Below are 14,604 nucleotides of genomic sequence, written 5' to 3' on the forward strand. Positions count from 1 at the left end.
GCACGCCCATGGCGAACGAAGCCGTTGCCATACCGTACAAGACGCGAGGGCCCTGGGCCCTCGCTTTCGTGAAACTCAGGCGCAACCGGGGCGCGATGGCCTCCCTCGTGCTCTTCCTCCTGATCGTGGCCTCCTGCCTCAGCGCGCCGCTCTATGCGCGCTGGGCGGGCGTGGATCCATTCGCCTCGACGCTCGACGCCGTCATCCAGATCGACGGCGCCGAGGTCCCGGTGATGGAACAGTCGACGGAAGGGCTCGGGCTCGGCTACACGCCGATCGGCCCGACCTGGCGGCTCGGCACTTATTTCCTCGGCGCCGACAGCCAGGGCCGCGACGTGATGGCCCGCCTTCTCTATGGCGGCCTCAACTCGCTGATGATCGCGGCCGCCGCCACCATCTTCACGCTGATCTTCGGCACGGCGGCGGGCCTGATCGCCGGCTATTTCGGCGGCCTCGTCGATACCGTGCTGTCGCGTTTCCTCGACGTGTTGTGGGCCTTCCCGATCTATCTGCTGGCGATATCGCTTTCCATCGTCACCATCGCGCAGGGCATTTCGATCGGGCCGATCGTGATCGAATCCGGGAGCCTGTGGCTGCCGATCATCATCATCGGCATCGTCTACGTGCCCTATGTGGCGCGGCCCATCCGCGGGCAGGTGCTGTCGCTGCGCAGATCCGAATTCGTGCTCGCCGCCATCAATCTGGGCGTGCCGGGGCGGCGCATCCTCTGGCGCGACATCCTGCCCAACATTACCACCACCCTGATCGTCTTCGTGCCGCTGATGATGGCGCTGAACATGCTGACGGAATCGGCGCTCTCCTTCCTGTCGATCGGCGTGCAGCCGCCGGCGGCGAGCTGGGGCACCATCATCCAGGACGGGCAGGCGCTGCTCTACACCCGCCCTGCGGTCGCCCTGGCGCCGGGCATCGTCATCGCCCTTTCGGTGATGGCGCTCAACGTCTTCGGCGACGGCCTGCGCGACGCGCTCGATCCGCGTTCCAAGGTCCAATTGGGGCGCGACTGATGATCTATGCCATCCTGCGCCGCTTCGGCCAGATGCTGTTCGTGATGTTCGGCATCTCGGTGATCGTCTTCCTGATCTTCTTCGCCACGCCCGGCGCCGATCCGGCGGCGCGCATCGCCGGCCGCAACGCCTCGCCCGAGGTGCTGGCGGCGGTGCGCCACAATTTCGGCTTCGACCAGCCGCTTTATGTCCAATACGGCCTGATGATGCAGAAGATCTTCGTCACCGGCGACCTGACCTCCTTCGTCAATCGCGGCTGGAAGGTCGTGCCGGCGGTGCTGGATTCCATTCCGGTCACGCTCTCGCTGGTGTTCGGCGCGGCGGTCCTGTGGGTGGTGGTCTCCGTGATCATCGGCATGATCGCCGCCGCCACGCGCGACAGCTGGATCGACAGGCTCTTGATGGCGGCGGGGCTCATCGGCATTTCCATGCCGGTTTACTGGCTGGGCGAGGTGATGAACCTGATCACCCAGAGCCGCTATCACGATACCTGGCTGTTCGGCTGGGTACCGCCGCTCGGCTACAAGAACCTCCTCGACGATCCCAAGGGCTGGTTCCTCACTCTGGTCATCCCCTGGGTCACGCTCGCCGTGCTCTATATCGGCATTTATGGGCGCGTGCTGCGGGCGGCGATCATCGAATCCCTGCAGGAGGACTATATCCGCACCGCCCGTGCCAAGGGCCTCTCGGAAACGCGCATCCTGCTGCGCCATGCCCTCCGGACCTCGCTGATTGCCTTCGTCACCTTGTTCGGCCTCGATTTCGGCGCGCTGGTGGGCGGTTCCGCCCTGCTGACTGAGGTGGTGTTCGGCCTCCACGGCATCGGCAAGCTCACCTATGACGCGCTGCAGAACCTCGATCTGCCGATGATCATGGCAACCGTGATGTATGCCTCCATGTTCGTGGTCCTCGCCAATGCCGTCGTCGATTTCATCTATATTCTCCTCGATCCGCGCGTGAGGACGTCATGATGCTGTCCGTCCGCGACCTTCGGGTCTCCTTCCGCACCGATGACGGCCTGGTCCGTGCCATCGACGGCGTTTCCTTCGACCTCGCCGAAGGCGAGATCCTCGGCGTCGTCGGCGAATCCGGCTCCGGCAAGACCGTGTCGCTGCTCGCGGTGATGGGCCTGATCACCGACCCGAATGCGAAAATCGAAGGCTCGATCCGCTACAAGGGCCGGGAACTGGTCGGCCTGCCCGCCCGGGAGTTGCGGCGCCTGCGCGGCAACGAGATCGCCATGATCTTCCAGGATCCGATGACGGCCCTGACGCCGGTCTACACCATCGGCTGGCAGATCGCCGAGCAGATCCAGGCCCATCGCAAGATCGGCAAGGCCAAGGCTCTGGAACGGGTGGAGGAGTTGCTGGCGGAGGTGAACTTCCCCAATCCGCGCGAGGCGATGTCGCGCTATCCCCACCAGCTCTCCGGCGGCATGCGCCAGCGCGCCGTGATCGCCATGGCCCTGTCCTGCGACCCGGCCTTGCTGGTGGCGGACGAACCCACCACGGCGCTCGACGTCACAGTGCAGGCCGGCATCCTCGACCTCGTGCGCAAGCTGCGTTCGACCCATAATTCGGCTGTCGTCTTCATCACCCACGACATGGGGGTGGTGTCCGAGCTCGCCGACCGGGTCATGGTCATGTATGCGGGCCGCGTGGTGGAGCGCGGCAGCCGGGTGGAGCTGTTCTCCGATCCCAGGCACCCCTATACGCGGGCCCTGCTGGGCTCGATCCCGCCCTTGACCGGCGAGAAGCCGCGCCGCCTGCCGGCCATTCCCGGCTCGCCGCCTTCGCTGCTGCGGCTGCCGCAAGGCTGCGCCTTCGGCCCGCGCTGTCCGGTGCGCTACGAGCCCTGCCAGGCGGACAAGCCCAGCCTCGGCAGCGGCACGCATGCCGCCGCCTGCTTCCGGGTGGCGCAAGCATGAGCGGTGAGATGACAGACAGGAACCAGCCGATCCTCGAAACGCGCGCGCTCGGCAAGCGCTTCTCGATCGGCACCCGCTTTTCCGCCGAGGGCAGGCGCACCGTCCATGCGGTCGACAACGTCTCCCTCACGGTGCGGCGTGGCGAGACCGTCGGGCTGGTCGGGGAATCGGGCTGCGGCAAGTCCACTTTGGCTCGTTGCCTGGTCCGGCTCTACGACATTTCCGACGGCCAGCTTATCTTCGAGGGCGACGACATCACCGGCAAGTCGCTGGCCGAGCTCCGCCCGCTGCGTCGCCGGCTTCAGATGGTGTTCCAGGACCCGTCGGCCTCGCTCAACCCGCGCCGGCGCGTCGGAGACCTGGTGGCGGAGCCGCTGCGCATCCACACCAAACTGTCATCGGCCGAGATCGCCAGGCGGGTGGCGGAGTTGTTCGATCTCGTCGGGCTGCTGCCGGATCACGTCATGCGCTATCCGCACGAATTCTCCGGCGGCCAGCGCCAGCGCGTCGGCATCGCCCGCGCCATCGCGCTCAATCCGGATCTGGTGGTTCTGGACGAACCGGTTTCGGCGCTCGACGTCTCGGTGCAGGCCCAGATCGTCAACCTTCTGGCCGATCTCCAGGAGAAGCTGAACCTCACCTATGTCTTCATCGCCCATGACCTCTCGGTCGTGCGCCAGGTCTCGACCCGGATCGCGGTGATGTATCTCGGCTCGATCGTCGAGGAAGGCCCGGCCGAAGAGGTGTTCGCCACGCCGGCCCATCCCTACAGCCAGGCCCTGATCTCGGCGGTTCCCATCGTGGAGACCACGCCGGGCGGCATGCGCAAGCGCATCATTCTCACCGGTGACGTGCCGAGCCCGCTCAAGCCGCCGCCCGGCTGCCGCTTCCACCCCCGCTGTCCGGTCGCCCAGGATCGCTGCCGCACGGAGCGCCCGCAGGTGCGGGATTTCAGGCCCGGTCGCAAGGTCGCCTGCCACTTCCCGGTCGCATCCTAGGTCCTCCTTTCAGGGTCCTCAAAAACCGGGAGCAAGGTCAGATAGGGCATCGCGACCCCTCATCCGCCCCTATGGGGCACCTTCTCCCGCAAGGGGAGAAGGGACCGGCTGGCGTCGCACCTTCCAAACTGATTCCCTTCTCCCCTTGCGGGAGAAGGTGCCGGCAGGCGGATGAGGGGTTGCAGCACTTCAGGCCTCGTCGTCCTAAAAAAAGGACTGCCTCTTACGGCAAACTACAAAAGGGTTTGTGCTGTCCCTCACCCGAAACGGGCGAGGGCAAAGTCGACGAAGGAGCGCAGCTTCGGGGTGATGCGGCGATCGGGCGCATAGAGGATATGCATGACCCGCGGCGGCGGCTCGTAGTCCGGCAGCAGCCGGACCAGGCGCCCGGCTTCGATCTCGCTCAGCACCAGCGACGACGGCTGGAGCATGATGCCGAGGCCGGCCAGGGCCGCCGTGAGCAGGGCCTGGCCGTTATTGGCCAGGAAGCGATAGGAGAGCTCGACCGTTTCCAGGCCGTCGGGGCCGGCAAAGCGCCACTGGTCGCGCGTGTTGCCATGCATGAAGCCGAGGCTTTCGTGATTCTGGAGGTCGGCCGGCCTTGCGGGATGGCCGTGCACCGCAAGATAGGCCGGCGCGGCGCAGACGGTGAACGTCATGGGCCGCAGCGGGCGGGCGATCAGGCTGGAATCGGCCAGCGGGCCGACACGGAAGACGGCGTCATAGCCTTCGTCGACGAGGTCGACGACGCGATCGGACAGGCTGAGCTCGACATCGACCTCGGGGTGGGCGGCCAGATAGTCCGGCAAGACATTGGCCAGCTCATGTGCTCCGAAGGTCACCGGGGCGTTGACCCGGATCCGGCCGCGGGGGGTCGCCCGGGTTTCGGCAGCCAGCACCTCGGCCGCCTCGACCTCGGCCAGGATGGTGCGGACCCGCTCATAATAGCTTCGCCCGATCTCGGTGACGCTCTGGCGCCGGGTCGTGCGGTTGATCAGCTGCACGCCGAGGTGATCCTCCAGCAGGCGCACATGCTTGCCCACCATCTGCGAGGACATCGACAGCGCGTTGCCGGCCGCCGAAAAGGAGCCTGCCTCTACGGCCTTGGCGAATACAGCCATGCTGGTGAAGCGGTCCATTAATTTGAAACCACCTGTTTCAAGTGTAGCGATCAACTCTCCATTTATCACGAAATGCTCTAAGATCATAACAGACGATGACACCGCAATACGGTCCACTCAGGAGATACCGTTCATGTCCGTCCAACGCAGAGTCGTCGTCGCCGAGTATGGCGCCCCCGCCGTGATGAAGCTCGAGACGCGGGACCTCCCCGCGCCTGGTGCCGGCGAAGTCCAGGTCAGGCACACGGCGATCGGGTTCAATTTCATCGACGTCTACCAGCGCAAGGGTTTCTATCCGCTGCAATTGCCGAGCGGGCTCGGCTTCGAGGCCGCCGGCGTGGTCGAAGCGGTCGGCCCCGGAGTCGGTGACGTCAAGGTCGGTGACAGGGTTGCTTATATCAATGCGGGCCTGGGCGCCTATGCCGATCGACGCAATGTCGCAGCCGACAAGCTTGCCGTCTTGCCCGCCTCGGTCAGCGACGAGGCGGCAGCCACCTTGTTCTTCAAGGGCATGACGGCGCAATACCTGCTGCGCAAGACCCATGCCGTCCAGCCGGGCGATCTCCTGCTGGTCCACTCGGCGGCCGGAGGCGTCGGCCAGATCCTCACCCGCTGGGCCACCGCTCTCGGCGCCACCGTGATCGGCACCACGGGCTCGCCGCAGAAGCGCGATGCCGCCCTCGCCGCCGGCTGCAAGGCCGTGATCGATCTCAACGATCCCGCCTGGCCGGAAGCCTTCCTGGCGGCAACCGGCGGCCGCAAGGCCCGCGTGGTCTATGACGCCATCGGCAAGGATACGCTGATCAAGTCGCTCGACTGCGCCGCCCCTTTTGGGCTGGTGGTCTCCTATGGCGCGGCCTCCGGCCCGGCGCCCGCCATCGACCTCGACCTGCTCAACAAGAAGGGCGGCCTGTTCATCACGCGCCCCTCGGTGTTCGCCCACAATGCCGACAGCGCCAGCTTCCGCGCCAATGCCGCCGATTTCTTCGACGCGGTCACCAAGGGGCATGTGAGCGTCGACATCGGGCAGCGCTTCTCGCTCGACGAGATCGCCAGGGCGCATGAGGCCGCCGAGGCCCGCCAGGTCGTCGGCGCCATCCTGATCACGCCTTAGGGAGATGCTGCCGCGGCGCCAGCTCTCACCTCTGGCACTTGCCAAAAAGGCGCCAACCTCTCCCCATACGGGCCGGGATGCACATATTCTCAGACCGCGCCGAACGAAACGCGACGTCCTTCCGCGCGGTCGTGCTTTCCCGTACTCCCAGACCACCTCATCGCCTTGCAAAGCGCTTGGCGCACAGATCGGCGAAATGCCGGGCCGCGGGCGAGAGTTCGCGCCCAGCGCGATGGGCCAGCACGATGCGGTTCTCTCGATGCCTGCCGGTCAGCGGACGGGTTGCCAGGTTGAGGCCGTCATAGCTCATGTCCGAGGCCGGCTTGGTCGCCAAAATCGAATAGCCGAGGCCATGGGCCACCATGCCGCGCACCATCTCGAAGGAGATCGAGCGATAGGCGATCAAGGGCTTGATGCCGGCATCCTCGAGAATGCCGGTGAAGTAGTCGCGGCTGGGCGGGGCATCGAGCAGGATCATCGGCTCGGCGGCGAGGTCCTCGGGCGCCACCTCGCTCTGATGGCAGAGCGGATGGTCGGCGGCGAGCAGGACATAAGGCGTCAGCTCGCCCAGGGAGAGTTTTTCGAACTCCTCGCCGAGGTCGAAATCATAGAGAAGCGCCAACTCGCTTTCGCCCGCCAGCAGGCTTTCGCGCAGGCGGCGATGATCGCCCTCGATCAGCTTGACGCCGATGCCGCCCATTTCGCGGATGAGCGAGGGCATGAGATAGGGGCCGAAGGTGTGGAAGCAGCCGATCACCAGCCTCGCGGTCTCGCCCGCCAGGGCCGCTCGCAGCGAACTCGCTCCCTCGATCCGGTTCGACGAGCCATAGGACCGATTGGCATAGATCAGCGGCGAACCATGGCGGGAGAGGTGGATGTCGCGCACCTCGCACAGGAAGATATGATGCGTGCCGACCTTTTCGCTCGACAGCAGTCTGCAGTCGAACGCCACCAGAGGGTCGGCGATGCGCGGCGCGCCGGTCGATGCCGTCACCCATTCGGTGCATTCGAACTTGTCGCCGATCTCGTCGCGGAAACGCCCGGCGAAGACATCCGAGATGTAGGACTGGTCGTCGCGCAGGACATTGACGCAGAGCACGCCGTTCTCGACGATCTTGGCCGCGGCCGGGCTGAGATGGTGGACGCAGACCAGCATGGTCGGCAGCTCCGTATCGGCCGAAACCGAGGCCATGGCGGAGACGGTCACCCCTGCCCGGCCGGCCGGCCCGTCGGTGGAGACCACGTTCACGGTGCAGGCGGCCTGGCTCATGCCGCCGAGAAACTTCTCCCGCACCTTCGGATCGATTCCCGCGCCCATCCGCTCTCTCCCACTGGTCTCAAGAATCTGATTCAAAATTCACAACGAGGACGAGATAGGCTCCACTTTTGTCATGCCCGGGCTTGACCCGGGCATCCAGACACCGCACCCCGTTGCGATTGCGGCCAGCTGGATCACCGGGACAAGCCCGGTGATGACAAGAAGTCCTGGTTTCCGTAACTTTTTGGCCGGCGTCTTAACGCTGTCACCCCGGCCGTTCAGGCCAACGATCCTTCCGGAAATCGTCGGCACTGGAAAATATGGATTTCCGCTGCACGGGTTCAGAAAAGCCGCAGCCCAACCGACATCCGCGGGGGCCGCCTCAGAGATAGAGGTGGTGCACCGTGTCGTTGGCGAGCAGGTCCTTGCTGGTGCCGCCCGCCGCGATCTGGCCGCGCACCAAGAGATAGCCGCGATCGGCGATCGAAAGCGCCGTTTCGGCGTTCTGCTCGATCAGGAGCACGGTCTTGCCCTCGTCGCGGATGCGCCCGACGATGTCGAAATATTCGTCGATCAGCTTGGGGGAGAGGCCGAGCGAGGGCTCATCCATCACCACAAGCTGCGGATCGCCGATCAGGGCGCGAGCCAAGGCAACCATGGCCTGCTCGCCGCCCGACATCGTCCCCGCGCCCTGCCACAGCCTCTCGCGAATGCGCGGAAACAGGCTGGCCATTGCCTCCAGCCTGTCCTCGAACGGCACCCGGCATCGGGAGGCATCGAAGGCGAGCTTGAGATTCTCCCGCACATTCAGGGTCGGAAAGAGCCGGCGCCCCTCGGGGACGAAGCCGACGCCGAGGGCGGACAGGCGTTCGGTTCCCACCGCCGCCACATCCTTGCCCGCTATGCGGATCGAACCGGCGTCGAGCCTGATCAGGCCGCAAATGGCGTTGAAGGTCGTGCTCTTGCCGGCCCCGTTCGGCCCGAGCAGGCAGACGAGCTCGCCCTTGTTCACGGCAAGCGAGACATTGCGCAGCATGGGCACCGGCCCATAGCTGGTCGAGACGGATTTGAGTTCAAGCATGGCCGGCCTTGTGTCCGAGATAAGCCTGCTGGACGCGCGGCAGCTGCCGCACCTCCTGGAAATCGCCGTCGGCGATCTTCCGGCCGTAATCGATGACGGCGACCCGGTCCGGCAGGGCCCTGACCAGGCGCATGTCGTGTTCGATGATCAGGAAGGACAGGCCGGCGCGCCGGGCCATGACGGAGCGGATGCTCGCCATCAGGGCGTCGGTGTCGCGGTCGTCCATGCCCGAGGACGGTTCGTCGAGCAGGATCACCTTCGGATCGGAAGCCAGCGCCCGGGCGATCTCCAGGCGGCGCCGGTCGGCCTGGGGCAGCGTGCCGGCCAGCGCATGGCGCCGCTCATAGAGGTCGGGCGAAATGGAGCGGATCAGGTCGCCCGCCCGCTCCGCCGCCTCATCGAGCTCGGCCCGTGCCTTGCCCGGGCGCAGCAGCGCCGTGAGCACCCCGGTGCGGGTCCGGCAATGCATGCCGATCACCACATTGTCGACCAGCGTCAGATCGTTGAACAGCCGGCTCGATTGGAAGGTGCGGGTGATGCCGGCGGCCGCGATGCGGTGGGCGGGGCTGCCGGTGATGTCCCGCCCCTCCAGCGCCACCGTGCCCTTGGAAGGACGGTAAATGCCGGTGATGACATTGAACAGCGTGGATTTCCCCGCCCCGTTCGGCCCGATGATGCACAGGATCTCCGAGCGAGCGAGCCGGAGATCGACGCCGTCGACCGCCGTCAGCCCGCCGAAGCGGATGGTCAGGTCGCGGGTTTCCAGAAGCGCCTCGCTCATGCCCTGCTCCCTCATGGCTGGCCCCCATAGTTGCGCGGGCGCTGCGGGAAGAGCCCCTGGGGCCGCAGGATCAGGAAGGCGATCACGATGATGCTGACGAAGAGGAGGCGGTAGTCGGAGAACACCCGGAGCTTTTCCGGCAGCAGCGTCAGCAGGAAGGCCCCGATGATGACGCCGAGCGTGTTGTCCATGCCGCCCACGATCACCATGGTCATGATGGTGACCGACACCACGAAGGTGAAATTGTCGGGCGAGATGTAGCTGACATAGAAGGCGTAGATGGTGCCGGCGAAGGCGGCGAGGAAGGCATCCACGCCGAAGGCCAGGATCTTGTACCAGACCACGTTTATGCCCTGGCAGCGCGCCGCCAGTGCATCGGCCCTCAGCGCATTCCAGGCCAGGCCCACGCGGCTGTGGTGCAGGCGTCCGGCCGAGAGGATGGCAAGGCCGACCAGCGCCGCCGAAAGATAGTAGAAATTGGCCTGGCTCGGCAGCTTGTAGCCGAAGACGTAGAGCGGTTTGATGAAGGAATGCCCGAAGAAGGTCGGCGCGGGAATGCCGACCAGGCCGTTGGGCCCGCCCGTCCAGGACAAATTGTTGAGCAATTGCTGGATGACGATGCCGAAGGCGATCGTCACCAGGGCAAGATAGCTCTCCTTGGTGCGCATGGACGGAAAACCGAGCGCGAAGCCGAACAGGGTCGCCACCACCGCCGAGATCGGCAGGGTCAGCCAGAAGGAAATGCCGAAATTGATCGCCAGCAGCGCCGAGGTATAGGCGCCGATGCCATAGGAGGCGCCCGTCGCGAAATTGGGAATATTGGCGCTCCCGAGCTGGAAATTGAGGGCGAGCGCCAGCACCGAATAGAGCTGGGCCACGATGAGCAGATGCAGCGCATAGCTGCTGCCCTGCATGAAGAAGGGAAACGCCAGGACGATGGCGATGCCCAGGATAATGGCAACGCCGCGGTGCTGGCGGAAGGCGGCGACGATCAGCTCCTCGAGCTGGGGGCGGAGCTGCAGGGCGGCAAAGCCCGCCCCGAGCAGGGCCAGCAACGCGACGATGATCAGGGTCCGTTCGGCCAGGAGCAGGGTGCCGAGCAGCACCGCTCCGACGAGCTCGACGCCGAGCACGGTGGCGAGGGCGCCGAGCGAGGCTCCGGCCCGCGCCTGCGACAGATTATGCGTGGTGGCGGCCATGGCTCACACCTTCTCGAAGACAGGCTTGCCGAGCAGGCCCGAGGGTTTGAAGACCAGGACGCAGATCACCAGCACGAAGATGCAGACCAGGCGATAGGAGGCACCGTCCGCCAACAAAGCCTGGGCCAGCATCTCGATGCCGGCGATCAGGAGGCTGCCGAGGATGGCCCCCTGCATCGAACCGAGGCCCCCGATCACGGCGGCCGAAAAGCCGATCAGGCCGAGCTGGATGCCGAAATCGAAACGCACCACGCCGGCATGGCTGGCATAGAACAGGCCGCCGATGGCACCGACCGCCGAGGCGAGCAGGAAGGTGGCGGCGAACATCCGGCTGGGATTGATCGCCATCAGCCGCGCCGTGTTGCGGTCTTCGGCGACGGCCCGGATGCGCATGCCGAGCGGCGTATGCCGCATCAGGGCAAACAGGGCCGCCACCATCGCGATGCACAGGACGATCACAGTAAGGCTGAAGCCCGGCACGATCAGGCCAAACAGGGAGACCTCGCCGGTCACCAGGGCCGGGAAGGGCTTGGGATTGCTGCCCTGCGGATAGAAGCTGCGGATCAGCTCGCGCACCACGGTGCCCAGCGCCACGGTGGCGACCAGGGCCATCATGGCCGGGGCATTGCGGAAGCGGCGGATCACCAGCCAGTCGAGCAGCACGCCGAGCAGGCCGACAAAGGCGATGGCGATCAGGCAGGCGATTACGACGGCCGGCACGGTATCGAAGCCCAGCACGCCGCCGGTCAGGATCTGGATCAGCGCCAGGGCGACGAAGGGCGCCGTGATCGACACGTCGCCATGCGAGAAATGGATGACATTGAGAACGCCGAACAGCAGGCTGAACCCCAACGCCACCAAGGCATAGATGCTGGCCAGCACCAGCCAGTTGAGCAGATATTGCGCGAGCAGCGCATCCATAGAATTCCCCTCCCGCCTCGTTTGCCGAGTGTCCGGTCTTCTTTTCTAGGCATAGGCGGGGCAGCGATGAAAGCCGGCGCTGCTTAGGCATTTCTGAGGCAGTGCTTCAAAAATTGCGACTTCTCGCCTCCACAAAAACTTCGCACCCTTGCTCTCGTCTTCGGACAAGCCGACCGGCCACGGGCTCCCAAACAAGAAGACAAGTCCAGACATCCTGCCGTGGTCCGGCGCACCATCGAGCAAGGGAATAGACATGACCATCTTCAACGCACGCCGGCGCCGCCTCCTCGGCAGTGTGCTGCTGGCGACCGCCATGGCCTCGCTGCCGACTCTGGCCTTGGCCAAGGACACCATCAAGCTCGGCTTCCTCGGCCCGCTCAGCGGCGGCAACGCCCCCCAGGGCCTGGGCGCCCGCAACGGCTTCCTGCTCGCGATCAAGCAGGCCAATGAGGGCAATTATCCCTATACGATCGAGGGCGTGGCGCTCGATGACGCCTCCGACCCGCAGACCGGCGTCTCCGCAGCCATGAAGCTGGCTAATGATTCAGCCGTGGTGGCCGCGACGGGTCATTGGAACAGCCCGGTGGCGCTCGCCACCATTCCCGTCTTTCATCGCTTCGAGATGCCGATGATCGTCTGGGGCGCCATCGGCCCGAAGATCACCGAGCAGAACCTGCCCGAGATCACCCGCGTCACGCCGACCCTGGTGGCCGAGAACCAGCCTCTGGCCGGCTGGGCCTTCAAGACGCTGGGCGCCAAGAAGATCGCCATCGTCGCCGACACCTCGGACTACGGCGTCTCCAACGCCGACGTCTTCAAGAAATTCTTCGGCGAGGCCGGCGGCCAGACCTCCTCGACCGACCTGCTCCCCGTGGGCACCACCGATTTTCGCACCATCCTGACCCGCATCAAGGGCGAAGCGCCCGACGCGATCTATTTCGGCGGCGTCATCACCGAGGCCGGCATCCTGCGCAAGCAGATGGCCGAGCTCGGTCTGACCATGCCGATGATCGGCATCTCCGGCTTCTACGATCCGGAATTCATCTCGGTGGCGGGCAAGGCCGCCGAGGGCACCATGGTGAGCTATCCGGCCTCCCAGTCCAACCCGGCTCTGACCAAGATGGAGGCCGACTACAAGGCCCAGAACTATGCCGAGGCGCCCAGCCCCTACACCAAATATGCCTATGAGGCGACGCAGATCCTTTTGAAGGTGATCGCCGACAACGGCATCGAGGACAAGGCCAAGCTCGCCCAGGCCATCCGCTCGATCAAGCATGATGGCGTGCTGGGTACGACGACCTTCGACGATCACGGCCAGACCCAGATCCCGGTCGAGATCGAGATCAAGGTCGTCAAGGACGGTGCCTGGACCACCAAGACGAACTGACCGAATGACGACGAATAAGTGAATCACTCCGAGGCTGTCATCCCCGGCGAGCACAGCGAGGGAAGGGGATCCAGGGCCAAAGATTGAGGCCTTAACTCCTGGATCCCCAGTCACAAGCGAAGCTTGTGACGATGCCTTCGCCCTCTCCCGCTTCGCTCAAGAGCGGCTCAGCCGGGGATGACAACAGCGCTTATTTGCCAACGGTCTGCGCCTTCAACCAGGCGCCCGAGATCTAGCGCACACACAAAGCGGGCCTCACCCGCCGCACAGCTCGCGACATGCCTTCATGTCGCTGAAAACTTCGAAGGAAAGACGATGCTCAGAACGGGGCAGCAATACAGGGATTCGATCCGGGACGGCCGGCGCATCTGGATCAATGGCGAGCGCGTCAAGGACGTCACCGTCCACCCCCAATTCAAGCCGCTGGTCGACATCCGCGCGCGCATCTACGACCTCGCGCATGAGGACGCCACCCGCGACATCCTCAGCTATGAGGAAAATGGCGAGCGCTATTCCGTCGGACTCAAGCTGCCCCACAGCCGGGACGACTGGCACGCCAAGCGCCTGGCCACCGACACCATCCTGGAGGATGTCGGCGGCGTCGTTACCCGCGTTGGCGACGAGACGGCCGGCGAGATGTGGTCGCTTTATGACGGGCAGGACATCCTCAACGAGGTCGACCCACGCTTCTCCGTCAACATCCGCAACCACATCCAGCGTGTCGTCGACCGCGATCCCTTCCATGTTTCGGCCAACACCGACCCGAAGGGCGATCGCTCCAAGCGGCCGCAGGACCAGGATCCCGACATGCTCTTGCACGTCGTCAAGGAGACCGATGCCGGCATCGTGGTGCGCGGGGCCAAATACGAGACCGCCGCGGCCTATGCCAACCAGGCCTTCACCAAGCCGACCATCGCCAATTGGGGCAATTCGGAACTGTCCGACTATGCCGTCGGCTTCGTGTGCGACTTCTCCTCGCCGAATCTGCGCTTCATCGCCCGCACCGGCTTTGCCGGCCGCGCCCCGGCCGAGGACTATCCGCTCGCCAATCGCTTCGACGAAGTCGACTGCCTGGTCATCTATGACGACGTGCTGATCCCCTGGGAGAATGTGCTGTTCTATCAGCACACCAAGGCCGCCGCCTTCATCCGTGCCACGCTGCACCGCTATTCGGCCTTCGCCTTCGTGCAGCGCAATCTCAAGCTCGCCGACATGCTGATCGGCGCGGCGCTATGGAATGTGCGCCAGACGGGTCTGGAAAACCAGCAGGCCGTGCAGGAGAAACTGGCGACGCTCGCCTGCTACCGCGAGGGGATCAATGCGCATCTGACTGCTTCGATCACCAATGCCGAAAAGAGCCCGGGCGGCCTCCTGATGCCCAACCAGTCCCTGCTGATGACGGGGCGCGTGCATGCCTGCTCGCAGCTCCATCACATGATGCATATCGCCCGCGAACTCTGCGGCGGCCAGATCTGCGTCACGCCCGACGCCGCCAGCTTCGCCGACGAGGAAGCCGGCATCTGGCTGAAGAAATACTACACGCTCAACGAGAACTGGGACAGCAACGACCGGCGCAAGCTGCTCGCCTTTGCCCGTGACCTGCTCAATTCCGACTATGCCGGCCACCGGCTGACCTTCCAGCTCTTCGCCCAGTCGCCGCCCTTCGCCCATCTCGGCGCCGTCTACCGCAATTTCGACTGGAATGACGCCCTGCGCTTCACCAAGAAATCCGCCGGCCTGTCGGACCGCATCCTCACCGCCCAGCGCTAATTCGGCACCCGGAGTACCAATC

Annotated in this window: 13 protein-coding genes; 7 read left to right on the forward strand and 6 right to left on the reverse strand. The window is 65.2% G+C overall.

Going from position 1 to position 14,604, the window contains the following annotated elements; all coding sequences use genetic code 11:
• Nucleotides 1-8: 8 nt before the first annotated feature.
• Genes C5L14_RS19750 through C5L14_RS19765 form a run of 4 tightly spaced genes read left to right on the forward strand, consistent with a single transcriptional unit; the run spans nucleotide 9 to nucleotide 3,950 of the window.
• Nucleotides 9-1,025, forward strand: coding sequence for an ABC transporter permease (locus C5L14_RS19750; RefSeq protein ID WP_105863785.1), 1,017 nt, complete (start codon nucleotides 9-11; stop codon nucleotides 1,023-1,025).
• Nucleotides 1,025-1,996, forward strand: coding sequence for an ABC transporter permease (locus C5L14_RS19755; RefSeq protein ID WP_105863786.1), 972 nt, complete (start codon nucleotides 1,025-1,027; stop codon nucleotides 1,994-1,996). Before C5L14_RS19750 ends, C5L14_RS19755 begins: the two co-directional genes overlap by 1 nt.
• Nucleotides 1,993-2,952 (forward strand): ABC transporter ATP-binding protein, encoded by a 960-nt coding sequence (locus tag C5L14_RS19760; RefSeq protein ID WP_105863787.1) that lies wholly within the window; start codon nucleotides 1,993-1,995, stop codon nucleotides 2,950-2,952. Before C5L14_RS19755 ends, C5L14_RS19760 begins: the two co-directional genes overlap by 4 nt.
• 8 nt (nucleotides 2,953-2,960) lie before the next feature.
• Nucleotides 2,961-3,950 carry an ABC transporter ATP-binding protein gene (locus tag C5L14_RS19765; RefSeq protein WP_105863788.1) on the forward strand — a complete coding sequence of 330 codons (990 nt, stop codon included), beginning with the start codon at nucleotides 2,961-2,963 and terminating at the stop codon, nucleotides 3,948-3,950.
• Nucleotides 3,951-4,207: 257 nt separating this feature from the next.
• On the opposite strand, the gene C5L14_RS19770 is transcribed toward C5L14_RS19765, so the two are convergent.
• Nucleotides 4,208-5,071: a LysR family transcriptional regulator gene (locus C5L14_RS19770; RefSeq protein WP_342588420.1), complete on the reverse strand. Its 864-nt coding sequence runs from the start codon at nucleotides 5,069-5,071 to the stop codon at nucleotides 4,208-4,210.
• 133 nt (nucleotides 5,072-5,204) lie between these two features.
• Here C5L14_RS19770 and C5L14_RS19775 point away from each other — a divergent pair, with 133 nt between their 5' ends.
• Nucleotides 5,205-6,185 carry a quinone oxidoreductase family protein gene (locus tag C5L14_RS19775; protein ID WP_105863790.1) on the forward strand — a complete coding sequence of 327 codons (981 nt, stop codon included), beginning with the start codon at nucleotides 5,205-5,207 and terminating at the stop codon, nucleotides 6,183-6,185.
• A 157-nt stretch (nucleotides 6,186-6,342) separates the two neighbouring features.
• Here C5L14_RS19775 and C5L14_RS19780 read toward each other — a convergent pair whose 3' ends face one another.
• The 5 genes from C5L14_RS19780 to C5L14_RS19800 form a co-directional block, all read right to left on the reverse strand.
• Nucleotides 6,343-7,503: a LysR substrate-binding domain-containing protein gene (locus C5L14_RS19780; RefSeq protein ID WP_105863791.1), complete on the reverse strand. Its 1,161-nt coding sequence runs from the start codon at nucleotides 7,501-7,503 to the stop codon at nucleotides 6,343-6,345.
• A 322-nt stretch (nucleotides 7,504-7,825) separates the two neighbouring features.
• Nucleotides 7,826-8,524, reverse strand: coding sequence for an ABC transporter ATP-binding protein (locus C5L14_RS19785; protein WP_105863792.1), 699 nt, complete (start codon nucleotides 8,522-8,524; stop codon nucleotides 7,826-7,828).
• Entirely contained in the window at nucleotides 8,517-9,305 is a 789-nt protein-coding gene (locus C5L14_RS19790) for an ABC transporter ATP-binding protein (protein ID WP_105863793.1), read from the reverse strand. Before C5L14_RS19790 ends, C5L14_RS19785 begins: the two co-directional genes overlap by 8 nt.
• Nucleotides 9,306-9,316: 11 nt before the next feature.
• The gene (locus C5L14_RS19795; protein ID WP_105863794.1) at nucleotides 9,317-10,504 is read right to left on the reverse strand and encodes a branched-chain amino acid ABC transporter permease; all 1,188 of its coding nucleotides are present in this window, start codon (nucleotides 10,502-10,504) and stop codon (nucleotides 9,317-9,319) included.
• A 3-nt stretch (nucleotides 10,505-10,507) separates the two neighbouring features.
• Nucleotides 10,508-11,425 carry a branched-chain amino acid ABC transporter permease gene (locus C5L14_RS19800; protein WP_105863795.1) on the reverse strand — a complete coding sequence of 306 codons (918 nt, stop codon included), beginning with the start codon at nucleotides 11,423-11,425 and terminating at the stop codon, nucleotides 10,508-10,510.
• A gap of 253 nt (nucleotides 11,426-11,678) precedes the next feature.
• Between C5L14_RS19800 and C5L14_RS19805 the strand changes: the two genes are divergently transcribed.
• Complete coding sequence (locus C5L14_RS19805; RefSeq protein WP_105863796.1) at nucleotides 11,679-12,812, forward strand: branched-chain amino acid ABC transporter substrate-binding protein; 1,134 nt, start codon at nucleotides 11,679-11,681, stop codon at nucleotides 12,810-12,812.
• 315 nt (nucleotides 12,813-13,127) lie between these two features.
• Nucleotides 13,128-14,582, forward strand: coding sequence for a 4-hydroxyphenylacetate 3-hydroxylase family protein (locus C5L14_RS19810; protein WP_105863797.1), 1,455 nt, complete (start codon nucleotides 13,128-13,130; stop codon nucleotides 14,580-14,582).
• Nucleotides 14,583-14,604: the final 22 nt, after the last annotated feature.

The organism is Labrys okinawensis, assembly GCF_002982075.1.
Classification (GTDB): Bacteria; Pseudomonadota; Alphaproteobacteria; order Rhizobiales; family Labraceae; genus Labrys; species Labrys okinawensis_A.